Annotated in this window: 20 protein-coding genes; 11 read left to right on the plus strand and 9 right to left on the minus strand. The window is 73.2% G+C overall.

Features of this window, described 5'->3' with window-relative positions; genetic code table 11:
- Positions 1-40 precede the first annotated feature (40 nt).
- A complete protein-coding gene (locus ACIQ87_RS24325) occupies positions 41-196 on the plus strand; it encodes a dsRBD fold-containing protein (protein WP_402410158.1) in 156 nt (51 codons plus the stop codon).
- 105 nt (positions 197-301) lie between these two features.
- Here the strand turns inward: ACIQ87_RS24325 and ACIQ87_RS24330 are convergent, their stop codons facing one another.
- The 7 genes from ACIQ87_RS24330 to ACIQ87_RS24360 all read right to left on the minus strand — a co-directional run bounded on the left by ACIQ87_RS24330 (position 302) and on the right by ACIQ87_RS24360 (position 13,937).
- Positions 302-1,066 (minus strand): thioesterase II family protein, encoded by a 765-nt coding sequence (locus tag ACIQ87_RS24330; RefSeq protein ID WP_402410042.1) that lies wholly within the window; start codon positions 1,064-1,066, stop codon positions 302-304.
- A 96-nt stretch (positions 1,067-1,162) separates the two neighbouring features.
- Positions 1,163-2,398: a cytochrome P450 gene (locus tag ACIQ87_RS24335; RefSeq protein WP_402410044.1), complete on the minus strand. Its 1,236-nt coding sequence runs from the start codon at positions 2,396-2,398 to the stop codon at positions 1,163-1,165.
- Positions 2,395-4,305: an amino acid adenylation domain-containing protein gene (locus ACIQ87_RS24340; protein ID WP_402410045.1), complete on the minus strand. Its 1,911-nt coding sequence runs from the start codon at positions 4,303-4,305 to the stop codon at positions 2,395-2,397. Before ACIQ87_RS24340 ends, ACIQ87_RS24335 begins: the two co-directional genes overlap by 4 nt.
- Positions 4,306-4,480: 175 nt before the next feature.
- Complete coding sequence (locus ACIQ87_RS24345) at positions 4,481-4,897, minus strand: nuclear transport factor 2 family protein (protein WP_402410047.1); 417 nt, start codon at positions 4,895-4,897, stop codon at positions 4,481-4,483.
- 93 nt (positions 4,898-4,990) lie between these two features.
- On the minus strand, positions 4,991-8,158 hold the full coding sequence (locus tag ACIQ87_RS24350; protein ID WP_402410049.1) for an amino acid adenylation domain-containing protein: 3,168 nt from the start codon (positions 8,156-8,158) through the stop codon (positions 4,991-4,993).
- The gene (locus ACIQ87_RS24355; RefSeq protein ID WP_402410050.1) at positions 8,155-12,186 is read right to left on the minus strand and encodes an amino acid adenylation domain-containing protein; all 4,032 of its coding nucleotides are present in this window, start codon (positions 12,184-12,186) and stop codon (positions 8,155-8,157) included. Before ACIQ87_RS24355 ends, ACIQ87_RS24350 begins: the two co-directional genes overlap by 4 nt.
- Positions 12,183-13,937, minus strand: a complete 1,755-nt coding sequence (locus tag ACIQ87_RS24360) for a condensation domain-containing protein (RefSeq protein ID WP_402410051.1) — start codon at positions 13,935-13,937, stop codon at positions 12,183-12,185. Before ACIQ87_RS24360 ends, ACIQ87_RS24355 begins: the two co-directional genes overlap by 4 nt.
- Before the next feature lie 437 nt (positions 13,938-14,374).
- On the opposite strand from ACIQ87_RS24360, the gene ACIQ87_RS24365 reads away from it, so the two are divergent.
- The 10 genes from ACIQ87_RS24365 to ACIQ87_RS24410 are packed head-to-tail and all read left to right on the plus strand — an operon-like array spanning position 14,375 to position 22,527.
- A complete protein-coding gene (locus ACIQ87_RS24365) occupies positions 14,375-15,895 on the plus strand; it encodes an AMP-binding protein (protein ID WP_402410052.1) in 1,521 nt (506 codons plus the stop codon).
- Entirely contained in the window at positions 15,892-16,155 is a 264-nt protein-coding gene (locus tag ACIQ87_RS24370; protein ID WP_402410054.1) for an acyl carrier protein, read from the plus strand. The genes ACIQ87_RS24365 and ACIQ87_RS24370 overlap by 4 nt, the downstream gene beginning before the upstream one ends.
- 2 nt (positions 16,156-16,157) lie before the next feature.
- The gene (locus tag ACIQ87_RS24375) at positions 16,158-17,267 is read left to right on the plus strand and encodes an anthranilate phosphoribosyltransferase (protein ID WP_402410055.1); all 1,110 of its coding nucleotides are present in this window, start codon (positions 16,158-16,160) and stop codon (positions 17,265-17,267) included.
- Positions 17,264-18,097 (plus strand): tryptophan synthase subunit alpha, encoded by an 834-nt coding sequence (trpA, locus tag ACIQ87_RS24380; RefSeq protein ID WP_402410057.1) that lies wholly within the window; start codon positions 17,264-17,266, stop codon positions 18,095-18,097. The genes ACIQ87_RS24375 and trpA overlap by 4 nt, the downstream gene beginning before the upstream one ends.
- A 12-nt stretch (positions 18,098-18,109) precedes the next feature.
- Positions 18,110-18,484, plus strand: a complete 375-nt coding sequence (locus ACIQ87_RS24385) for an ectoine synthase (protein ID WP_402410058.1) — start codon at positions 18,110-18,112, stop codon at positions 18,482-18,484.
- A 31-nt stretch (positions 18,485-18,515) separates the two neighbouring features.
- Positions 18,516-19,661 (plus strand): acyl-CoA dehydrogenase family protein, encoded by a 1,146-nt coding sequence (locus ACIQ87_RS24390; RefSeq protein ID WP_402410060.1) that lies wholly within the window; start codon positions 18,516-18,518, stop codon positions 19,659-19,661.
- Positions 19,661-20,344 carry an N-(5'-phosphoribosyl)anthranilate isomerase gene (locus tag ACIQ87_RS24395; protein ID WP_402410062.1) on the plus strand — a complete coding sequence of 228 codons (684 nt, stop codon included), beginning with the start codon at positions 19,661-19,663 and terminating at the stop codon, positions 20,342-20,344. Before ACIQ87_RS24390 ends, ACIQ87_RS24395 begins: the two co-directional genes overlap by 1 nt.
- Complete coding sequence (locus ACIQ87_RS24400) at positions 20,341-21,132, plus strand: indole-3-glycerol-phosphate synthase (protein WP_402410063.1); 792 nt, start codon at positions 20,341-20,343, stop codon at positions 21,130-21,132. Before ACIQ87_RS24395 ends, ACIQ87_RS24400 begins: the two co-directional genes overlap by 4 nt.
- A gap of 4 nt (positions 21,133-21,136) precedes the next feature.
- Positions 21,137-21,352, plus strand: a complete 216-nt coding sequence (locus ACIQ87_RS24405; RefSeq protein ID WP_402410065.1) for an MbtH family protein — start codon at positions 21,137-21,139, stop codon at positions 21,350-21,352.
- Between the two features lie 32 nt (positions 21,353-21,384).
- The gene (locus ACIQ87_RS24410) at positions 21,385-22,527 is read left to right on the plus strand and encodes a Glu/Leu/Phe/Val dehydrogenase dimerization domain-containing protein (protein WP_402410067.1); all 1,143 of its coding nucleotides are present in this window, start codon (positions 21,385-21,387) and stop codon (positions 22,525-22,527) included.
- A 74-nt stretch (positions 22,528-22,601) separates the two neighbouring features.
- On the opposite strand, the gene ACIQ87_RS24415 is transcribed toward ACIQ87_RS24410, so the two are convergent.
- On the minus strand, positions 22,602-22,802 hold the full coding sequence (locus tag ACIQ87_RS24415) for a hypothetical protein (protein ID WP_402410069.1): 201 nt from the start codon (positions 22,800-22,802) through the stop codon (positions 22,602-22,604).
- Between the two features lie 7 nt (positions 22,803-22,809).
- On the minus strand, positions 22,810-23,577 hold the full coding sequence (locus tag ACIQ87_RS24420) for an SRPBCC domain-containing protein (RefSeq protein WP_402410070.1): 768 nt from the start codon (positions 23,575-23,577) through the stop codon (positions 22,810-22,812).
- Between the last annotated feature and the right edge of the window lie 17 nt (positions 23,578-23,594).

The raw sequence follows: 23,594 nt of genomic DNA on the forward strand, positions 1-23,594 counted from the left end.
GAAATATCTGGCCGTACCCGGGGAAACCCGTGGCCACAAAATGCGCCGTATACGGCCGCCAGCGGGGAGCTTACGAAGACCGCCGTCACCCGTTCCCGAGATCGGCGACGAGTACGCCGCCGGCCGCGCCCTCGCGGAACTCGCGCGCCAGCTGCTCCACGCCGGAAGGACGGACGCCACCGCGAACGAGCCGTGAGGTCGACCGGATCGGTGGTGTCGGGTCCGAACCGGTGGGTGGTGAGCTGTGCCGCGCGGCCGGGGTGCGCCACCGCCCTGCGCCGGTCCGCCCGGGCGCGGGTGATCACGACCGCCCGTTCTCCCGCCGGTCGGGCGTCAGATCCGCGACCAGGAGCGCCAGCAGTTCCGCCGGCGCCTCGATGAAGCGGTAGTGGCCTCCCTCCAGGAGTTCGAAGGTCGCTTCGCCGCAGGCCGACCAGCCGGTCATCAGCGACGGCGGTATGCCCGTGTCCTCGGTCCAGCCGATGGCGGTGACCGGGCAGGGCAGCCGGAGCGGCTCGGCCACGTGGTAGCGCTTGTTCATGTCGACGTCGTTGCGCAGGACGCCAAGGTAGAGCGCGAGCAGGCTCGGTTCCAGGGTGCCGCCCAGTTCCGCGACGAGCCCGCGCAGTTCGGCGGCCAGCTCGTCGTCGTCCATGTCGAGGAAGCGGCCGTAGGGGCCGTCCTGCGGTGCGACCTCGGAGGAGACGAACACCTGGGTCGGGGCGGGGCAGCCCCTTTCGACCAGCCGTACGGCGGTCTCGTACGCCGCCAACGCGGAGCCGCAGTGCCCGAACAGGGCGTAGGGGCGGTCCAGGTAGGGGCGCAGGGCCTCGCAGAGGTCGTCGGCCATCGCCTCGTAGGTGGTGTGGGCGGGCTCGCGCATCCGGTTCTCCCGGCCCGGCAGCTGTACGGGGCAGAGCTCGACGCCGTCGACCGATGACGGCCACCGGCGGTACATGCTCGCCCCGCACCCCGAGTAGGGCAGGCAGAACACCCGCGCCGGTGCCACCGGCGACGGCTCGCGGATGAACCACTTGTTGCGGATGGGGGCCGTCGGAGCGTCCACTGATGTCCTTCCGGGTGGGGGCTTGTTCGCGGATTCGGCCGCGGTGCTGCCGGTGGAGGTGACGCCGGCTGCGGTGAAGGCGGCGAGGAGCGGTTCCTATCGGGTCCGCGCGGTGATCGGCAGGTGCGTGAAGCCCGCGATGACGTTCGAGCGCATGCGCCGCGGCGCACCGGCGAGTTCGAAGTCGGTGAACCGGCCCAGCAGTTCGGCGAACAGGATCCGCAGGGCCACCCGTGCGACGGTGTGTCCGATGCAGTAGTGCGCGCCGACGCCGAACGCGATGTGCCTGTTGGGCCGCCGTCGGATGTCGAAGGTGTCCGGGTCGGCGAACACGGTCTCGTCGCGGTTGGCCGACCCCAGCCACACCACGACCGCGTCCCCGGCGGGGATCGGCACGCCCCGGATCTCGACGTCGCGGGTGGCGTGGCGCATGAAGTGCTGGGTGGGCGAAGCCCATCGCAGGGCCTCCTCCACACCGCTGTGGAGCAGCTCCGGGTGTGCCGCCCAGTCGTCCAGGACCGTGGTCCCGGCCAGTTCGACCATCGCCGCGATCGGCGGCTGGGCGGTGGTGACGGTCGCACCGAGGAGCAGGCTGTAGCAGTTGGACACGATCTCGCCCGGCGACAGTCGGCGTCCGTCCAGTTCCATGGTGAGCAGCACGCTGATCAGGTCGTCGCCCGGTGCGCGCCGACGCGCGGTGACGGTGTCCTGGAAGTAGGCGAACAGTTCGCGGTGGGCGGTCACCAGGGTGGCCCGTGGTCCGTCGGCGAGCTGGAACTCGGGGTCGTCCGCGGCGATGCAGGCGTGGGCGAGCCGGACGAGCCGCGGCCAGTCCTGTTCCGGTAGCGCCATCATGGTGCCGATCACGGCCATCGGCAGGCCGGCCATGGCGGCGGCGAAGTCGTACGGGCCGCCGTCGGCCAGCGGCCGGAGCAGTTCGACGACGACCCGGCGGATGGCCTCCCGGTCGTTCTCCACCGTCTTGATCGACAGCGCCTGCTGCAGCGGGCCGCGCAGGTGCGAGTGCCGGGGCGGGTCGGTCGCGGCCATCTGCCGGCCGCCGGCGGGGTCGCCCTTGCCGAGGAGGTTGAGCAGGGTGCCCTGTTCGGAGGTGAACGTGTCGTGGTCGCGCAGGACCCGGCTGGCCTCGGCGTGGCCGACGATCGACCAGTAGCCGATGTCGCCGACCGGCTGCCAGCTCACCGGGGCGTGGCGGCGCAGCCGTCGCCACACCTCGTGGGCCCCGCCCGAGTGGTGGAGGTCGGGGTCGATCAGGTCGACCGGCTGCGGGGCGAGGACCGGGCATCGCGTGGTCGGGGGAGGCGTCGTCATCGGTGCCGCTCCTCCCCCGCCGCGTCGTCCGGGCTCCCTGTCGGGCCGTCCGGGCCGTCCGGGCCGTCGGCCGGCCGGATCCGGGCGGTGAGGGCCGTCGCCAGTTCGGCGACGGTCGGCGACAGGTACAGGGTCTGCGCGGGGAGGTCCACGCCGAACTCGCGCTGGGTGGCGACCAGGAGGTCGGTGGCCAGCAGGGAGTGTCCGCCGAGGTCGAAGAAGTCGTCGCCGACGCCGACCGGTTCGACGCCGAGGACGTCGCCCCACAACTCGGCCAGTCGCGTCTGCACCTCGGTGAGGGGCGGGACGAACTCGTTGGCCACGTTGCGCGGTACCCGGGTGGCGGTGGGCAGGGCCGCGCGGTCGATCTTGCCGTTGCGGTTCAGCGGCAGCTCGGGACGGACGAGGATCGCCCAGGGGATCAGGTAGCCGGGCAGCCTGTCCCGCAGTTCACGGCGCAGCCGCCGACCGAGGTCGGCGGTACTCGCCGGAGCGGGTTCCGCGGGCACGACGTAGGCCAGCAGCCGGGTGCCGCCCGCCGGATCGGGCTGCGGCAGGACGACCGCGTGCCGCACCTCGGCGAGCCGTTCCAGTTCGACCTCGACGGCGCGCGGTTCGGCGCGGTAGCCCTGGACCTTGACCTGGTCGTCCGCGCGTCCGACGAACTCCAGCGTGCCGTCCGGCAGCCATCGCACGAGGTCGCCGGTCCGGTACATCCGGGCGCCCGGTTCGGTCCCGAAGGGATCCGGCAGGAACCGTTCGGCGGTCGCGGCCGGGCGGCCCAGGTAGCCGCGGGCCAGTCCCGCCCCGGCCACGTACAGTTCCCCGCACTCGCCGACGGGCACCGGCGTGAGGTCGCCGTCGAGCACGGCGACCCTGGTGCCGCTGATCGGGCGGCCGATCGGCACGCTGCGCAGTTCCGGCAGGGTGCTGCTGGTCCAGCAGGTCGTGTACGTGGTGTTCTCGGTCGGTCCGTAGCCGTTGGTGAAGAGCAGCTCCGGGTAGCGGCCCAGCAGGTGCCGGACATGGCTCGGCGAGGCCACGTCGCCCCCGGTGAGGACGTGCCGCACGTCGGCGAACGCCTCCGGGTGGGAGCTCGCCATCTGGTGGAAGAGCCCGGTGGTCAGCAGCAGGACCGTGACGCGCTCGGCGCGGACGACGCGCGCCACGTGCTCCAGCGTGATGGCGACCGGCGGGAAGAGCACCAGTCGGCAGCCGTTGACGAGGGGTGCCCAGATCTCGAACGTGGACGCGTCGAACGCGACCGGCGCGAGGTGGAAGAAGACGTCCTCGGGGCGGACGTCCATCCAGTCCGCGCCCCGGACGAGCCGGTCGATCGCCCGGTGGGGCACCCCGACGCCCTTGGGCTCGCCGGTGGAGCCCGAGGTGTAGCTGACGTAGGCGAGCCGGTCCGGGTCGCCGGGGCGGGCGGGAGCCGTCGGGGCGGTGGCCGGCTGCTCCTGTGCCGGGTGGTCGTCCGTCACCGTGACGACGGTGCCCGGCAGGTGCTCCCGCAGGGCCCCTTCCGTGATCACCATGCGCGCGCCGGCGTCCTGGAGCAGCAGCGCGTGGCGGCCGGCCGGGTCGTCCGGTTCGAGTCCGAGGTAGGCGCCGCCGGCGACGAGGACGGCGAGCAGGGCCACGATCAGCTCCGGTGAGCGCGGCACCAGCACGCCCACGACGTCCTCCTGCGCCAGTCCGGCCGCTCGCAGTCGCGCGGCGAGCCGGTGGGCGCGGTCGTGGAGCTGCCGGTAGGTGAGGGTCCGTCCGTCGCAGGTGACGGCGGGCGCGTGCGGGGCCCGCTCCGCCTGTTCGGCGACCAGCTCGTGGATGGCCCGTGCGTCGAACGGTGGCCGTCCGCTGCCGACGAACGCCGGGTTGTCGGAGGTGAGGAGCGTCTCGGTCAACTGCTTCCCGCTTTCCTGTGCTGGGGTGTCCCCGTCGGGGTCGGACGAGTTGCCGCGTGGGCCGGCGCCGCGGTGGCCGCTGCCGGCGCTGTCCGGTGGGTGGTCGTCCCGGCGGCCGGTGCGCGGCACGAAATGCGGCACGGGGTGCGTGGTGTCACCGGGTGTGTCCACCGGCTCAGACCGCCGGCACGTGGAAGAAGGTGTGCCGCGAGGCGATGCGGCCCTGCGGCGTCATCCGGAAGAAGTCCGCGAACCGCAGTTCGACCTCATCGCCGTCGTGCAGCACGCCGCGGAACAGGCCGTGCACCGCCACCTCGTCGTCGGTCGTGACCACGGTGGACAGGGTGTGCACGCCGGTGCGGATCACCCGCTGGTCGCGGTAGAAGCGTTCCAGTTCGGCGTGCCCGACCATGGGTTCGTAGCCGGGGCGGTGGTAGCGGGCGTCCGGGGCGAACAGGGCGACCAGCGCGGGAACGTCCCCGGCGTCGACGAGCTGGTAGTACCGGTGGATCTGGGACACCGCCGGCGCCGGGGTCACCGGGTCGGCCGGGGTGGTCGGGGCGGTCGGGGCGGTCGGGATCGCCGTGGCCACCGGTGTTTCCGGTGGTGCCGGCGTTCCGTCGGGATGGGAGAGGGTGTGGGCCATGCCGAGGTGCTTCCTGTGATCGCTGTCGGATGATCGGGGTCAGAGAGGTGTCAGGGGTGTCGGAGTCGTGTCACGTGCTGTGAGAGCCGGTACGGCCGCGGCGTCCGGGGCTCCGTCGAGCGCTTCGACCAGGCGCGCCGGCGTGGGTGCCTGGAACAGGGCGCCGAGGGTGAGTTCACGGCCGAACCTCACCCGCACCCGGTTGACCAGCCGGGTGGCGAGCAGGGAGTTGCCGCCCCGGTCGAAGAAGCCGTCGTCGACTCCCACCGCGGGCAGGCCGAGCACCTCGGCGAACAGCGCGCACATCGTCCGCTCCGCCGGGGTCCGCGGCCCGGGCCCGGACGGTGCCGGGGCGGGGTCCGGGGCGGGCAGCGCGGCCCGGTCGATCTTCCCTCTGGGTGTCAGGGGAAAGGCGTCGAGCGTGACGATCGCCGAGGGCACCATGTAGTCCGGCAGCACCGCGCGGGCGTGCTCCCGCACCGACGCCGGGTCGAGCCGCGCGTCCCCGGCCGGGACGACGTAGCCGATCAGACGCCCGCCGGGCGAGCTGCCGGGGCCCGCGAGCACGGTCGCCTGGGCGACGGCGGGGTGCCCGGCCAGGACCGCCTCGATCTCGCCCAGCTCGATGCGGAAGCCGTGGAGCTTGACCTGCTCGTCCGCGCGGCCGAGGAATTCCAGCTCCCCCTCGGCGTTCCAGCGGACGACGTCGCCCGTGCGGTACATCCGCTCGCCCGGGTCGCCGAACGGGCACGGCACGAACTGGTCGGCCGTCCGGCGGGGGTCGCCCAGGTACCCGCGCGCCACGCCGGCGCCGGCGACGTACAGCATGCCCGCCACTCCCGGCGGCACCGGGGACAGCGCCTGGTCCAGGACGTACACCCGCCTGTTGTCCATCGGCCGGCCGAGGGGGACGACGTCGGGCACGGCCTGACCGGGGCGCAGCACCCTGCGCGTGGTGAACGTCGTGGCTTCGGTCGGGCCGTACCCGGCGACCACCACGGAGTCCGGGCAGCGTGCCAGGACGCGCCGTACCGCGTCGGCCGGCACGATGTCACCGCCGGTCCACACCTGGCCGACCCCGGCCAGCGTGCCGGGGGACTCCTCGGCGAACACCCGGAACAGCCCGGCCGTCAGCCACAGCGCACCGACCCGGTGGTCGACGACGAGCCGGTGGAGGTCCGAGAGCGCCAGCTCGCCGGGCGGGGCCACGATCACCCGGCCCCCGTTGAGCAGCGGCACCCACCACTCGTAGGTCGAGGCGTCGAAGGCGTGCGGGGAGTGCGCGAGCACGCGCGGGCCGTCCGCGCCCCGCCAGCACTGTTGCGCGGTCAGGCTGACGACGTTGCGGTGGCTCAGGGCCACGCCCTTCGGCGTGCCCGTGGACCCGGAGGTGTACAGGACGCACGCCAGGTGGTCCGGGCGCAGCGGCACGACGGGGTCGGTGGCGGGCTGGTCGGCGAGGCCGGGGTCGGCGTCGACGACGACACCCGGGGTGCCGTGGGCCAGTTCGTGGTCCCGGGTGGCCCGGTGGGTGAGCAGCACCGCCGCCCCGGTGTCCGCCAGGACGCGGCGCAGGCGGGCCGCCGGGGCGCGGGTGTCCAGCGGCACGTAGGCGCCGCCGGCCTTGACGACCGCCAGGACCGACACCACCACGTCGACGGAGCGTTCCATGAGCACGGCGACGGTGCTGTCGCAGCGGACGCCCAGGGCGATGAGCCGGTGGGCCAGCCGGTTGGCCCGGGCGTTCAACTCCGCGTAGGTCAGGGTGGTCTCCCCGCACACCACGGCGGTCGCGTCGGGTGTGCGCCCGGCCTCGGCCGCGAAGGCGAGCGGCACCGTCGGGTGCGGGAGCGGACGCGTGGTGCGGTTGGCGGCCACGAGGGTCCGGTGCCGTTCCCCGGCGGTGAGGAGGTCGGGCCGGCCGATCGGCCGGTCCGGGGCGGCGGCCACCGCGTCGAGGAACCACAGGAACCGCCGCTGGTGGGCGGTGAGTTCGGCCTCGGAGTAGAGCGCGGGGTTGGCGTCGACGTCGAGCCGGGGCTCGGTGCCGTCGGAGCGGTCGTAGACGGAGAACGAGAGGTCCTCGACCGGTCCGTTGGACAGGTTGTGCGCGGTGGCCCGGACGCCCGCGAAGTCCAGGTGGTAGTAGAAGGACATGATGTTGACGACGGGCCCGAACAGGACCCGTTCCGACCGGGCCGGGTCCAGCTCCCTGCGCAGGTCCTCGCTGCGGTGGCGCTGGTGCGGGCGCAGGGCGGCGATCTCCTCGGCCACCTGTCGCGCGAGTGCGGACAGACCCTGGTCCGGGTCCACGCGCAGCCGCAGCGGCACCACGTTCGCGACCATGCCGGGGACGGCCGGGGCGGCGGAGCCGGTGCGCCCGGTCACCGGCATGCTGAGCACGATGTCCCGTTCGCCGCTGAGACGGTGGAGGTACCCGGCGACCGTCGCGGTGAAGGCGGTGGGCCAGCTCGCGCCCACGGGTCGGGCGGCCCGCCGCAGCGCGGCCAGGGTGGGCGCGTCGAGGGTGCCGGTACGGCGCAGGAAGCCGTCCGAGGCGGCCGCCGAGCGGCTGGCGAGGCTGACGGGATCCGGCCGGCCGGCCAGCCGGGCCGACCAGAACGCCCGGTCCTGTCCGGGCTGTTCCGACGCGTGGTAGCCGGCGTCGTACGCCAGCAGGAGGCTCAGCGGCCCGAAGGCCGGCCCTGCCCCGTCCCTGCCCCGGACCAGTGCGGTGTAGGTCCTGGCGACGCGGCGCGCGATGAGCGACATGCTGAAGCCGTCGACCACGATGTGGTGGACCCGCTGGTACCAAAGGAAGCGGTCCGGCGCGATGGCGAACAGGGCCTGGCGGAACAGCGGGCCCCGGGTGAGCGCGACCGGTGCGGCCAGGTCGGCGCGCATCCACTGCTCGGCCGCCCGCAGCGGATCCGGTGTCGCCGTGAGGTCGACGTGGTCCATCGTCCAGTCGGGCGACGGGGTGACGACCTGCCGGGGGCCCTCGGCACCGTCGACGAGGCGGACGCGCAGTGACGCGGTCCCGTCCACGACGCGCCGCACGGCCGTCTCGAACAGCTCCGGGTCGATCGGTCCGGGGATGTCCACGTACTCGCCGGTGTTGTACGCGGGGCTCCCGGGGCGCAGGTGGTGGGCGAACCAGATGCCGGACTGCGCCGAGGACAGCGGCAGCTCGTGTGCGTCGCTCATCCGAGCTCCTCCAGGACGGCCGACAGCGCGTCGGCGAAGGGCACCACGTGGGGCTGCGACAGCATGTCGTGGTGGTTGCCCGGGACCTCGACCACGGTCAGCGCCCCGTGGGTGCGTTCCCGCCACCGGGCGGGGACCACGACCGGGCCGGCGAGTTCGGGGTGGGTCCCGGTGCTGGTGAACAGGTGGATCGGTGTCCGCAGCCGGGCCGTCGACCGGTAGCGTCGGGCGGCGGCGCCGTTGGTGGTGAGGACCCGTGCCATGCGGCGCAGTTGTTCGGTGCGCACCCGCTGGGGAAGGCGTTCACGGGTGTGCGCGTCGTGGAGCAGCAGGGCGAGGGCGTCCTTCTCGTCGGGCTCGTGGTCGGGCCCTTCGGTGGTTCCCCCGGTGGACGCGGGCGCTGCGGCGTCGATGATCCCGAGGAATCCCGGGGGGTTCCCCTGTTCCTCCAGCAGGCGGGCCATCTCGAAGGCGACCAGCCCGCCGAAGGACCAGCCGGCCAGCAGGTAGGGGCCGTCGGGCAGTTCGGACCGCAGCTCCCGCAGGTAGCGCCGCGCCTGTTCCTCGACGGTGGCCAGTGGCGGCTCGTCGGTGTTGTAGCCGACGGCCTCCAGACCGTGGACGGGCCGGCCGCCGGCGAGTTGTCCGCTCAGGTGGAGGAGGGAGCACACGTCGCCGCTCTGCGGGTGCACCAGGATCAGCGGCGCCCTGCGGCGGTCCCCTTCGGCCAGCGGGACCACGAGCCGGCGCAGGGCCCGCGAGGCGTCGGGCACCTCCGCGCACAGAGCCTCGACGGTGGGGTGGCGGAACACCGTGTTCAGCGGCACGGTGACCCCCCACTCGCGCCGGATCGCCTCCACGAGCTCGACCGCCCTGAGGGAATGCCCGCCCAGCGCGAAGAAGTCGTCCCGGACGCCCACCCGCGGGGCGCCCAGCACGCGCTCCCAGATCCCGGTCATCAGGAGTTCCAGCAGGTCCCGCGGCGGTAGCGCGCCCGCCTCGCGGCCGTGGCGCTCGGGCGCGGGCAGGGCCGCGCGGTCCACCTTGCCGTTCGTGGTCAACGGGATGCGGTCGAGTGCGGTCAGCGTCGCGGGCACCATGAACTCGGGCAGGGTCTCGCGCAGGGAACGCCGCAGGAGCGCCGGGTCACCGGGCTGGTCCTGCCACACCAGGTAGCCGGCCAGTTCGGCGTCCGTCCCGGCGCCGCGCACCGTCACCGCGGCCCTGGCGACGCCGGGCTGGGCGCACAGCGCGGCCTCGACCTCGCCCGGCTCGATCCGGTATCCGCGGATCTTCACCTGCTCGTCGGTGCGGCCGAGGAAGACGAGGCTGCCGTCCGGCAGGTACCGCGCCAGGTCGCCGGTCCGGTACAGCCGGCCGCCGTCGGCGCCGAACGGATCGGGCACGAAGCGCTCGGCGGTCAGCCCGGGCCGGTTGGCGTACCCACGGGTGACGCCGACCCCGCCGATGTGGATCTCCCCCGCCACGCCGACGGGCACCGGGGCGCCGGCGGGGTCCAGCAGGTGGATCCGCAGGTTGCCGAGCGGCCGGCCGATCGGCACGGACCCTCCGGGCCGGGCCAGGTCCCGTTCGGCGTCGACGCGCCGGGTGACACAGCCGACGGACGCCTCGGTGGGACCGTAGCCGTTCCACAGCGTGGAGACCCGGTCGAGGAGCCGGCGGGCCAGCGCGGGCTGGAGCGGTTCGCCCACGCAGATCGCCTGGAACCGGCCGCCCTGCCAGCCGCCGTCCAGCAGCAGGAGCCAGGTCGCCGGTGTGGCCATGAGCGTGGTGACGCCGAACTCGCGCAGCATCTCCGTCAGGCGCGGGCCGTCGACCGCGACCTCCGACGGGGCGATCACCACGCTCGCGCCCCAGGCCAGGGGCATGAGCACCTGGGGAACGATGACGTCGAAGGAGATCGAGGCCACCGAGGCGACGACGTCGTCCCCGCCGAGGTCCAGCTGCCGGCCGCGGACCACCAGGTAGTTGACCACACCCTCGTGCGGGACCAGCACGGCCTTGGGGCGGCCGGTCGAACCGGAGGTGTAGATCGAGTACGCCAGGTTGGCGGGCACCGCGAGCGGTGGCAGCCGGTCCTCGGGCAGGGCCGCGACGTGCCCGGCCTCGGCGTCCAGCCACACCGTCGTGGCGTCGTGCCGCGGCAGCCGGTCGGCCAGGGAGCGCGTGGTGAGCAGCAGCGGCACGTCGGCGTCGGCGAGCATGAACGCCATGCGCTGCGCCGGGAGGTCGGGGTCCAGTGGCAGGTAGGCGGCGCCGGACTTGAGGACGGCCAGCAGGGCCACGACCAGGTCCGCCGAACGCGGCAGGCACACGCCGACCAGGCGTTCCGGCCGGGCTCCGCGAGCTCGCAGGTGCCGGGCCAACCGGTTGGCCCGGCGGTCGAGTTCCCGGTAGGTCAGGCGCTCGGAGCCGCAGCGGACGGCCACCGCGTCGGGGGCCAGCCTGGCCCGCTCCTCGACCAGCTCGTGCACGCAGAGGTCCCTGGGGAAGGGTTCGTCGGTGGCGTTGGCGGCCACCAGCAGCGCTTCGCGCTCGGCCTCGGTGAGCAGGTCCAGTCGCGAGACGCGACGGTCGGGATCGCCGGACGCGGCGTCCAGCAGCCGGAGGTAGTGGCCGACCAGACGCTCCACGCTCGCGCGGTCGAACAGATCGGTGTCGAAGGCCACCGTCCCGGTCGTGCCGGCCGGCCCGTCGGCCACCACCAGGCTGAGGTCGACCTTGGCCGTGCCGTTGTCGACGTCGATCCGCTCGCTCTGCGTCCCCTCCAGCCGGAGGGAGTCGGTCGGGTCGGACAGGCCGGCGAACATCACCTGGAACAGCGGATTGCGGTCGAGACCGCGTGCCGGGCGCAGCTCCTGCACCAGCCGTTCGAACGGCAGGTCCTGGTGCGCGTAGGCGTCCAGGGCGGTCCGGCGGACCCGGTCGAGCAGCTCGGCGAAGCTCGGGTCGTCCGAGAGGCCGGTGCGGATGACCAGGGTGTTGATGAACGAGCCCACGAGCGGGTCGAGTTCGGGACGGGTCCGGCCCGCGACCGGTGTGCCGACCGCCACGTCGAACTGCCCGCTGTAGCGGGCGAGCAGGGCCTGGAACGCGGCGAGCAGCGTCATGAACATCGTCGCGCCGTGCCGTCGGCCCAGCAGCCGCAACCGCTCGGCCAGTTCCTCGGGCACCGTGAAGCCGATGCGCTCGCCCCGGCCCGCGCGGGCCGGTCCGCGCATGCGGTCGGTGGGCAGGTCCAGCGGCGTGAGCCCGGACAACTGGGTTCTCCAGTAGTCCAGTTGGCGCTGGAGGAGGTCCCCGGAGAGCCGGGCCCGCTGCCAGTGGGCGAAGTCCGCGTACTGGATCCGCAAGGGGGGCAGCTCGGGCTCGCGGCCCTCCAGCCGGCTCCGGTACACCTCCGCCAGGTCGTCCCAGAGCAGCGGCATCGACCAGCCGTCGACCGCGATGTGGTGGACGACCACCACCAGGAGGTGTTCGTCCTCGTCGACCCGTAGCAGGGACGCACGCAGCAGCGGGGCGGTGGCCAGGTCGAACGGGCGCAGGATCTCGGACCGGACGAGGTCGAGGGCCAGCCGCGTCCGGCGCTCCGGGCGCTCGGTCCGCAGGTCCGTGACGGGGAGGTCGAGCGGCCGGGCCGGCTCGAGCGAGGGGCCGGGGCGTCCGTCCCGTTCGGGGAAGGCGGTGCGCAGGACTTCGTGGCGCCGCACCAGCTCGGTGAAGCCGTGGCCGAGGGCGGCCACGTCCAGCGGGCCGCGCAGCCGGAAGACCTCGTGGACGTTGTACATCGCGGGTCCGTCGGCCAGCCGCTCGATCAGCCACATGCGTTCCTGGGTGAACGACGTCACCCGCGTGCCCTCCGGGCGGGGTGGGATCGTGGCCTCGGGCTCGCCCCCGGCGGCCCTGTTCCGGGCCGCGCGGACGCGCTGGTCGAGCAGGGCCCGTGCGGTGGCCGGCGTGGAACCGGTCGGCCGGCCGGGCTCGGGGCGGCTGTGCTGTGCCTTCACGGGTGACGGGCCTTTCCGGCGGGAAGCGGTTCCGCTTCGGCGGCGGCGCCGAGGTCCGCCAGCAGGGCGGCGTCGATGCCGTCGGCGAGTTCGGCGACGGTCGGGTGGTGGAACAGCAGGACGACCGGCAGTTCGAGGTCGAGTGCCCGGCCGAGTCGGGACATGACCTTCGACGCGAGGAGCGAATGGCCGCCCAGCTCGAAGAAGTCGCTGTGCACGCCGTCCGGGGTCACTCCGAGCACCTCGGCCCAGGTCTCCAGCACGAGCAGCTCGGTCTCGGTCCTGGTCTCGGTCTCGATCTCGGTCCTGGCGGCGGGAGCACCGGCCCGGTCGGCCTCGGGCCGCGGGGCCGAGGGCCGCCCGGCGGGGGCGGCGGGGGCGGCGGGGGCGGAAGGGCTCACCCGGAGGGTGGGAGGGGTCTCCCACGCCGACACCGGCCGTTCGGGGCTGCCGGCGAGATGGTCGAGCAGCGCCCTGAAGTTCTCGCAGAGCTGCCGCACCGTGTCGTGGTCGAAGAGGTCGGCGGCGTAGCGGATGACGCCGGCGAAGCGGTCGCCGAGGTCCGTGAGGGAGACCTCGAGGTCGAACTTCGCCACGACGTTGGGTATCGGATGGTCGCTCACGTCGAGTCCTGGCAGGCCGGACGGGAGCGCGGGCGGATCCTCCAGCTGGAACATGACGGTGACCAGCGGGTGCCGGCCGAGATCGCGTTCGGGCCGCAGCTCCTGCACCAGCCGTTCGAAGGGGACGTCCTGGTGGGCGTAGGCCTCCACCGCGCACCGCCGTACCCGGGCGAGCACCTCGGTGAAGTCCGGGTCGCCCGACAGGTCGGTGCGCAGGACGAGCGTGTTGACGAAGAAGCCGACCAGCGGCTCCACCTCGATCCGGGTCCGCCCGGAGATCGGCGTCCCCACCGTCACGTCATCCTGTCCCGTGCAGCGCGCGAGCAGGACCTGGAAGGCGGCCAGCAGCGTCATGAACGGCGTCACCTCGTGGGCGCGCCCCAGTGCGCGGATCCGGTCGGTGAGTCCTGCGGGGATCTCGATCTCGACCTGGTCGCCCCGGCCCGACCACACGGCGGGGCGGGGCCGGTCCGTCGGGAGCGCTGACGGGCTCAGCCCAGCCAGGTGGTCGCGCCAGTAGGAGAGTTGATCCCGCAGTGCCGTTCCGTCCTGGTGGCTCCGCTGCCATGCGGCGAAGTCGGCGTACTGGACGGGCAGTTCCGTCAGGGTGGCCGACCGGCCCTGCACGGCGGCGCCGTAGCCGGCGGAGAACTCCTGCCACAGCACCGACAGCGACCAGCCGTCACAGGCGATGTGATGGATCACCAGGACCAGCAGGTGGTCGTCGGGGGCGACGCGGATCAGCCGGGCCCGCAGCATCGGAGCGGTCCCGAGGTCGAACGGGGTAGCCGTGTCGGCGGCCACCAGCCCCCGGGCCCGCCGCCAGGCCCGCTCCGCCGGGAGGTGCGTCAGATCGGTGACCGCCGGTACGAAGGCCTCGACCGGCTCCGTGACATGGCACGGGCCGTCCCCGGAGTCGACGATCCTGCCGCGCAACACCTCGTGGCGCCGCACGACTTCGGTCAACGCCCGGTTCAGCGCCCTCTCGTCCAGCCGGCCGCGCAGGCGGACCGCGGTCGGAACGTTGTGGTCCGGCCGCCCCGGCCGCAGCCGGTCGAGGAACCACAGCCGCTGCTGGGCGAAGGACAGCGGAGTCGGAGCGTGCGCACGCTGATCGGGGCCAGGCATGACGGATCCACCTTTCACGGCGATCGGGAACGCTTCGGCGTCCCGGAAATCCCTTTGCCGATTCGCTACTTCGCGAACAGTACGGCGGATACTAGGCAGCTCCCGTCTCACTCCGCAAGATCGGTACGAGGGATTCGGGCGTCAGGACAATCTTTACGCCAGCCCACCGGATTCCTTATCCAGATCGAACACGCTCGACGGCTAGCATTCGCGCGCCAGGCCCGGGCACGCGGACTGACGTGCTGTCATGCGACCCCTGGCGAACCCCACTTCCGTGGACGGCCACCCCCGTGATAATTCTTCTGTCGCCAAGGCGGCGGCCCGGCGGGCCCCTTTTCTGCCGGGCCTCGAATGTTCCGATCGAGATCGGTGAACCCATTGCGTGAACTCATCCGTTGTCCATGAGCCCGCCCCCGTCGCATGAAGTCGGAGAATTCGTGAAACGGAAACAGAGCCTGGTGGGTTCATTCGTCTCGCACGCCGCCACCCACCCCGGTGATCCGGCCCTGGTGTGGCACGGGGAAGAGACGACCTACCGTGAACTCCACCAACTGGCGGAGCGGGAGCGCCTGCGGATCGCCCGGCTCGCCCCGGGCGGGGACGAACCGATCGGCATCGTGGCCGTCAAGTCGCCCTCGGTGATCGCCCTGGTGCTCGCCTGCCTGCTGGAAGGGCGGCGCTTCCTGCTGCTGCCGGCACCCACGCCGGACGGGAGAACGTCCCGCGCGCTGGTCGAACAGGCCGGGATCCGGCACGTCCTGTCGCCGGACGGCCCCGAGGTGCCCGGCCCCGGGCCGGGTGCCCCGGACCGGCCGGTGGAACCGAGGGCGCCGCACCGTACCGAGCCCGGCGACGTCTCCTTCATGTTCACCACCTCCGGTTCCACCGGGCGGCCGAAGATCGTGCCGCTGAGCACGGGGGCGGTGGACCGCTTCACCACCTGGGCCGGCGAGCGGTTCGGCATCCGCCGGGGAACGACGGTCCTCAACCACGCCCCGCTCACCTTCGACCTGTGCCTGCTGGACATCTGGGCCACGCTCAAGCACGGCGGCCGCGTCGTCCTGGTCGATCCGGCCCGGGCCACCCAGCCGGGCCACCTGCTGGACCTCGTGTCCCGCCACGCGGTACAGATCGTCCAGGCGGTACCGATGTTCTACCGGCTGCTGGTCGACGCGACCGCGCGGAGCGGCCGCCGGCTCGACACGGTCGAACACGTCGTCTTCACCGGCGACAGCATGCCCGCCCGCTGCCTGGCCGAACTTCCGCGCCTGTTCACCGGCGCGCGGTTCTACAACGTCTACGGCTGCACCGAGACCAACGACAGCTTCCTGCACGAGGTCGACGGCGCCGAGCCGGCGGACGGCCCGGTGCCGATCGGGCGCCCACTGCCCGGGGTCCACGCGGTGATCGTCGATGCCGACGGCGGGATCGTGACCGGGCCGGGTCGCGGCGAACTCCACGTCGCGACGCCGTTCCAGACCGACGGCTACCTGGACCGGGAACAGGACGCGGACAGGTTCGCGACCCACCACCACGAAGGGCGGACGCGGCGCTACTTCCGCAGCGGCGACCTCGTGCGGCGGGACCGGGACGGCCGCATCACCCTGGAAGGCCGGAACGACCACCAGGTCAAGGTCCGCGGTGTGCGGGTCAACACCCACGAGGTCGAACAGGTGCTGCTCGACCACCCCGACGTCGTCGAGGCGGCCGTGGTGGCCGTGCCCGACCCGGTGGCCGGCCGCCTGCTGCGCGGCGTGGTCCGCCGCGCCCCGGACAGCCCGCTGAACTCGCTGGCGCTGCGCCGGCACTGCGCACAACGGCTTCCGCTCACCGCGGTCCCCTCGACCCTGCTGATCACGGACGACCCGCTGCCCAGGACGTCCACCGGAAAGATCGACCGCGCGCCCGTCGAGCGCGCCTGCTCCCCGTCCCAGCCGAACGAAGGAACGACCACGTGAAACACGCCGCGGCAGTCACGCAGTTCATCATCGAGGAGTTCCTGCCGGACGTCGGCGAGAGCGAGCTGGACGCCGACTACGACCTCGTGGACGGCGGGGTCATCGACAGCCTCGGCCTGCTCAAGACGATCGCCTGGCTCGAGGACCGCTTCGACCTGCACGTCGAGGAGTTCGACCTCGACCCGGACAGCTTCCGCTCCGTCGGCTCGATCAGCAGGTTCATCGAACAGGCCCAGCGGCACCGGACGGAATCCCACTAGTCATGCACGAGGTGCTGCGAGCGCTGATCGACCGGGACCGCACCGTCGACCAGGAGATGTGGGGGTCCTTCTGGGACCGGCTGCGGGACGGCGCCCTCCGGTCCGGCGAGACGGTGGCGCTGCTGTCCTCGCTGTCCACCCGGATGCCCGACGGGGAGACGCTGGTCGCGATGCTCCGCTCGCTGGACGAGCGGCGGCCGGACGTTGCCGCGCGGTCGGACGGCACGGCCCGGCCGGCGGGCACGGCCCGGGCGGAGGGCACCGCGCGGCCGGACGGCACCGCCAACATCGTCGGCACCGGAGGCGGGCCGGCCACGTTCAACATCTCCACCGCGGCGGCGTTCGTCGCCGCGGCCCTGGGCGTCCGCGTCGTCAAGACCGGATCCCGCGCCTACACGAGCACCTGCGGCTCCCACGACCTGCTCGACCGTCTCGGCATCGCGACGACCACCTCGTACGAGCAGACCGACGACCTGCTGGAACGCTTCGGCATCGCATTCCCCGGGAACTTCGTCTACCCGCGGGAGGTCGCGCTGCTGGCCCGCAGCATCGTGCCGATGGACCTGCGGATGATCGGCGGATTCGTCAACTCCGTCGGCCCCTTCCTCGCCGCGGTGCCGGTCCGCGCCCAGATCGTCGGCGTCTCGGACCGTTCGCTGCTGCCGGCCCTGGGCCAGGTCGCCGCCACCGTCACCGACCGGAGGATCTGGCTGTGCTCCAACGAGCTGGGAGTCGACGAGCTCGTCGACTCCGTCGACAACGTCGTCCTCACCAATGACGGCACCGACGCGATCAGCCTGTGGGCCGCGGCTCCCGAGACCGGGGCCGGAGCCGGAACCGACGCGATCGCCGGACTGCGGCCGGCCGGAGCGGGCGAGGACGTCGTCGACCACTTCCTCGGCGTGCTCTCCGGAGAGCGGACGGGCCCCGCGACACGGACCGTCCGCCTGAACGCCGCCGCACTCGCCGTCGCGAGCGGGCTGATCGCCGAGTGGCCGGAGGCGATCAGGGCGGCCGACGACGCCCTGCGCAGCGGCGCCGCACGCGACCTCGTCGACCGTCTGCGCGCGCGACCGGCGCGCCGCGCGGTGGCCGCGGCGCGTGCGCGGTGAGCGGGTTCTTCGCCCGCCGGCCACCGAACCAGCCCGGCCTGGCGGTGTTCCTCAACGCCGGAGACCCCCCGCTGCCCGTGCTGGCCGACGTCATGCGGATGCTCGACGACTGCCGCGTGGACTGCCTGGAGCTGGCGGTGCCCTTTCCCGACTCGGTCACCGACGGGCCCGTCATCCGCCGATCGGCCCGGCGGGCCCTGGCGGAAGGCGTCGGACTCGACGAGGTGCTCGACTTCCTCGGTGAGGTCCTGCCTCGGCTGCGCCACCTGAAGGTGGCACTGCTGGCCGACTGGGGCCATACGGTCAGAGGCCTGACCGTGCCCGGCTTCGTGCGGCGGGTCGCGGACTCGGGCGTCGACGGGCTGCTGGTCCACGGCCTGCCACCACGGCTTCGGGCCGACTGCCTCGAAGCGGCGCGGGAGGCGGGGGTGCCCATGGTCGCCACCTGCTACACGGCCTCGGCGTCCGCGGTGAAGGCCGCGGCCGCCGAGTCCGCCACCGCGTACCTGTACCTGGTGGCGCACTACGGCCGCAGCGGCGGCGGTCTCGCGGCCGACGACCGGGAGCTCGCCGCCACGCTGGCCGCACTGCGGAAGACGACCGCCGGGAGGGCGGCCGCCGGGAGGACGACCGCCGTACCGATCGCCGTCGGATTCGGCGTCCGCTCCAGGGCGGACATCGCCCTGCTGCACGGTCTCGGCGCCGACGCCGCGGTCGTGGGCAGCGCCGGGGTCGCCCGGATCGAGCGGGCCCTCACCGAAGGGACCGACGCGGTCGAGGAGTTCCACACCTTCGTGCACACCCTTTCGCCGTATTCAACACGCTACTAGGAGGTACATCAGATGATCGTCCGACGCCTTGACGAGGTGACGTCCGTGGACTGGGGCAACGGGCTCAGCCGCAGGTTCCTCCTCGATTCCGACGGCCTGGGCTACACGATCACGGACACCGTCGTCCGCGCCGGCACCAAGTCCAGGCTGGAGTACCGCCGCCACCTGGAGGCCTGCTACTGCATCGAGGGCAAGGGTGAGGTCGTGGACACCGACGGCACGTCCCACCCGATCGAGCCGGGCACGCTGTACGCGCTCGACCGGCACGACGCCCACTTCCTGATCGCGAGCCAGGACGAGGACCTCCGCCTGGTGTGCGTGTTCTCGCCCGCGTTGCGCGGCGACGAACGCCACAAGCTGGACTCGGCCGAATTCTCCGAGTACTGACGGGACTGACAGCGACTGACGGGACTGACGGATGATCAGGTGGAACGCCGACCAGATCGCTCTGGGCGAGGGGATCGGCCGGTGGTGCGAGGACCTCAGCTCGGGCCATCTCGAAGCGGACGCGCAAGGCGCCTTCCCGTGGGACAAGTGGAGACTGATCCAGCGGTCGGGCATCCTCGGCCTGCCGTTCGACGAGCAGTGGGGCGGGCTGGGCCAGGACCTGCTCACCACCATGTACGTGCTCGAACAGCTCGGTACCGGGTGCCGTGACGGCGGACTGAACTTCTCGGTCGCCACCCACCTGGTCAGCGTCGGAGTCCCGCTGCAGCGGTTCGGCTCGCCGGAGCTCAGGGCGCGCCACCTGCCGGGGATCTGCTCGGGAGAGACGATCGGGGCGCACGCGATCAGCGAGCCCGGGAGCGGCTCCGACGCGCTGGCGATGACGACCACGGCCACCCGCGAGGACGACGGCTTCGTGCTGCGCGGCGGCAAGTCCTTCGTCACCAACGGCCCGGTGGCCGACGTGTTCGTGGTCTACGCGCGCACCCACCCGGACGGCGGCCCGCTCGGCATCACCGCCTTCCTCGTGGAGCGGGACACCCCGGGGCTCGTTGTCGGGCCCCCCGTCGCCACCATGGGGCTGCGGACCGCACCGCTGGGCGAACTGCACTTCGACGACTGCAGGATCCCCGCGTCCGCGGTGATCGGCCGGGTCGGATCCGGGTTCCTGGTCCTGGACCACGTGATGAAGTGGGAGATCCTCTGCTCCTTCGTCATCACCGCCGGGCAGATGCGCTACCGGCTCGACCGCTGCGTCGAGTACGCCAGGGAACGTGTCCAGTTCGGCCGGCCGATCGGCTCGTACCAGTCGATCTCCCACCGGATCGTGGACATGGGGATCGGCCTGGACACCGCGCGGAAGTGGCTCTACGACACGGCGGTCCGGCTGACGGCGGGCGAGAACGTCACGAGGGACATCGCCGCCTGCAAGCTCCTCGCCAGCGAGAGCAACCTCTCCTCCGCGCTGGCCGCCGTGCAGGTCTTCGGCGGCAGCGGATACCTCACCGAGTACGGACTGGAGAAGGACGTGCGCGACGCGGTCGCCGGCCCGATCTACTCGGGCACCTCGGAGATCCAGCGCAACCGCATCGCCGCCATGCTGGGACTCGGCACCTGATGCTGGTCAAGATCTGCGGAGCCACCTCGGCCGAGGACGTGGCCTCCCTCGACCGCGCCGGGGTCGACCTCGTCGGCCTGTGGCACGGCGTCCCAGGGGGCCGAGCCGACCTGACGCTTCGTCAACTGACGCTGCTGGCGGACGCGGTGAACCGGACGGCGCGACTGCGTCCGGTTCTCGTGACCTTCCTCGCCGACGCCGAAGCGCTGCGCGCGGCGACGGCCGCGGCCCGGGTGCGGCGGGTCCAACTGCACGGCTACCAGCCGCCGGGCCTGGTCCGCGCCCTGAAGCGCGGCACGGACATCGACGTGGTCAAGGTGCTGCACCTCGGCGCGGACACCCGCACGGAGCGGTCCCTGATCCCGGCGTACGAGCGGGCGGGAACGGACCTCTTCCTGCTGGACACCGTGGCCGGGGACGGCCGGATCGGCAGTACCGGGCAACCGGCCGGCTGCGGGGCCGTCGTCGAGGTCGCGGACCGCCTCTCGCGGCCCTTCCTGCTGGCCGGCGGCATCTCGGCCGACAACCGGGAGGACTACCGGGCGGTGCTGGACCACCCCCTGTTCCTCGGCATCGACGTGGACACGGCGGCCAGGGGCGTCGACGGACGGCTGAGCACCGACCGGGTCGCGGCCGTACGGCGCGCCTGGCGAGGGGTGGACGGCACCGGGGCGGCGCGATGACGGCCGAGTTCATCGAGGCGCTGCTGGACGCCCGCCGACCGGTGATCATGGAGCTCAAGCGCCGGGACGCCACCGGGCACGACCTGTTCGGTGACAGGTCGGCCGCCCGGCTGGTCGCCGACTACCAGGACGTCGGCGCACCCTGCCTGTCCGTGGTGACCGGGCGGTGGTTCGGCGGCACCCCGGACCTGCTGCGCGAGGTCGTGGCGGCGACGGACCTGCCCGTGCTGCAGAAGGACTTCATCACCCGCCGCGACCAACTGCACCAGGCCCGCGAGACCGGCGCGTCCGCGGTCCTGCTCACCGCCGCGCTGCTGCCACGCGCCACCCTGGGCCGTCTGGTCGACCTCGGCCTGCGCCTGGGCCTGACGCCGTTCGTCGAGGTCACCACCGAGGAGGAGATCAGTCGCGTGCCACGCGCCGAGGAGTGCGTGGTCGCGGTGAACAACAAGGACATCGCCACCCGCGAACGCGGCGCGGGCGACCTCGGGCGGAGCTCGTCGCTCCTGCCCGCGGTGCTGAGCAGCGGCACCCGGTGCCCGGTGAGTGCCGGGGCCATCCAGGGCCCCGATGACGCCGCCCGCCTGCTTGAGGAGGGCTTCGCCGGTGTGCTCGTCGGGACGGGCCTGCTGCGCGCGGCCAGCCTGCCGCGATGGCTGGACGGCCTCGACGCCCGTCTCGGCACCCGCCTCGACCCCCGTCCTGGCACCCGTCTCGACACCGACCGCGAACCGGCTCCACCCGTCCGCCGCCCGGCGGAACCCCCGACCACCGACATCTGGAGGTAACGGCATGACCAGCGAAGCATCCGAGCAGTGGAAGGTCGTCGTCAACGACGAGGAGCAGTACTCGATCTGGTCCGCCGACCGCGAGTCGCCGGCGGGCTGGCACGAGGTCGGCGTCCGGGGCGCGAAGGACGAGTGCCTCGCGCACATCGAACGCGTGTGGACCGACATGCGCCCCCGCAGCCTGCGCCTGCGGTCCGTCCCGGAGGACGGTGCGCGGTGAACCGGACGACCGCACCGCACGGTGCGGGCCCGGTGACCGGGCCCATGCTCTCCACCGCCCTGGATCTCGGGCAGTGCCAGGCCCGGGGCTGGGTCGTCGTCGACTCCGTGGTCGACGGCCTGGCCATGGGCGGCACCAGGATGACCGAGGGGGTGACCGAGCGGGAACTGGCCGGGCTCGCCAGGGCGATGACCCACAAGCTGGCACTGGTCGACCTGCCCATCGGTGGCGCCAAGGCGGGCATCGCCCCCGATCCGGGCGCCACGGTCGAGCGGCGGGCGGTGATGCGGGGGTTCGGCCGCGCCGCGGCCCCGCTGCTGCACGGCGGGGTGTACCTGGGGTGCGACCAGGGCACCACCTACGCCGACCGGCAGCTGGCCTTCGAGGCCGCCGGGTACGACGTCACCCGCCGCCCCGGCACCACCCGCCTCACCGTGGACTGGGCCGAACTGTGGGACCACATGGCCGACATCACCGGGTTCGGCGTGGCCGTCGCGGTGCTCGGCGCCCTACGGGCCTCCGGTACGCGGACCCCGCAGCGCGTCGCGGTCCAGGGCTTCGGCACCGTCGGACGCGCGGTGGCCGGTCACCTGGCCGCGCACGGCCACCGGGTGGTGGCCGTGGCCGACGTCCGGGGCACCGTCGAGGACCAGCGCGGACTGCCCGTCGCCGAACTCGCCGCGCTCACCAGCAGCGACGGAACGATCGACCGGAGCCGACTGCCCGCCCGGGTCACGGTCCACGGGCCCGGGCAGGCGTGGCTGCACGTCGACGCCGACGTGCTGGTGCTGGCGGCGTCCGCCTCCGCGGTCGACGAGGAGGCGGTACCGGCGGTGCGGGCCCGTCTGGTGGTCGAGGGCGGGAACATGAGCTGCACCGCACCGGCCCGCCGGCTGCTGCGCGAGGCCGGCCACACCGTCCTGCCGGACGTGGTCGTCAACGTCGGCGGGGCGGCGGCCACCGGGTGCGTGCTCGCCGGGCTGGCCCCGTCCGACCTGCCGCTCCCCCGGCTGTCCGCGTGGCTGCGCGAGTGGGTCTCCGGCAGGGTCGCCCGGAACTGCGAGCTGGTGCAGGAGCTGAGCGCCTCGGGCAGTGCCGATCCGGTCGCGGAACTCCTCTCCTCGCGCGGAACCCCGGCCGGTGCCGCCGCCCCGGAGGCGCCGGCCGGGCGGTGATCCGGCCGGCGGACGTGGGACCGGGCGCCGGGTCGTCCTGGCGGGAGACGACCCGGAGCCCGGCTGTCCCGGAACTACCAGCGGCCGCGCGAGGGCGCGGGGTTGAGCTTCGCGGCGAGCGCCGACAGGAAGGTCGGGAGCTTGTCGACCATGGACTTGGGCACCGGGGTGGTCTGGACGGTGTCCCGCCGCACGTCCTGGACGACGAGGGTGTACCTGCCGTTCTCCTCGACGAGTTCGGCGGCGTAGAGCAGGGTTTCGGTGGAGGTCTGCATCGGGGTCCTAGGCTTGGGTGTCGTTGAGCCAGGCGGTCCACGCCTCGGTGGCCCGCTGCTCGTCGGTGTTCTCGGCGAACAGGTGGTGGGCCAGCCAGATCGGCGTGTTCCAGGTGCTGCCGTTGAAGAAGCGGTACAGCGCGTCCGGGCCGCGCAGGCCGACGAAGTCGGGGCTGAGCCAGTCCACGACCACCTCCTCCGGGCCGCCCTCCCGGCCGGGGACGTGGAGGGTGAGCCGGTCGCCGACGGCCGCGTCCTCGGCGAGGCCGAGGCGTCGGCGCAGGGCGGCGAAGTCGGCCGGGTCGGCGGTGGGTTCGGGGCGCCCGGTCTTGACGTAGACGGCGGGGCGGCCGGCGAAGTGCCGCAGGTACTCGGCGAGGCTGTGCTGGTAGAAGTGGACGTGCTTCTCGGCCGCGTCCGCCTTCCGGTCCCAGACCTCGTCCCAGACGCCCTGGTGCACCCAGTGGATTCCCATCCGCAGGTGGCTCGTTCCGCCGTCCACCGGCTCGATCCGGTAGCTGAGGGTGTTGGAGAACTCGTCGCCCAGGGTCGCCCGGACGGCGAAGTGGCTCGGCGGCTCCCACGCCACGACGGTGCTCTCGGCCCGGGTGACCTTTCCGCCGACGCGCGGCTCGATCTCCATGGGGTACAGCCAGCCGAGGTTGCCGGCGCCGGTGGCGACCGCGGCCCAGACCTGTTCGGGGGTCGCGGGCAGGTCCTGTTCCTTGCGGACCTCGAACTCTCGGGCCATGGTCGGGTTCTCCTTCGTCGTCATGGGTCAGTGGTCGTCAT

This window comes from Kitasatospora sp. NPDC096204 (assembly GCF_044763205.1).
Classification (GTDB): Bacteria; Actinomycetota; Actinomycetes; order Streptomycetales; family Streptomycetaceae; genus Kitasatospora.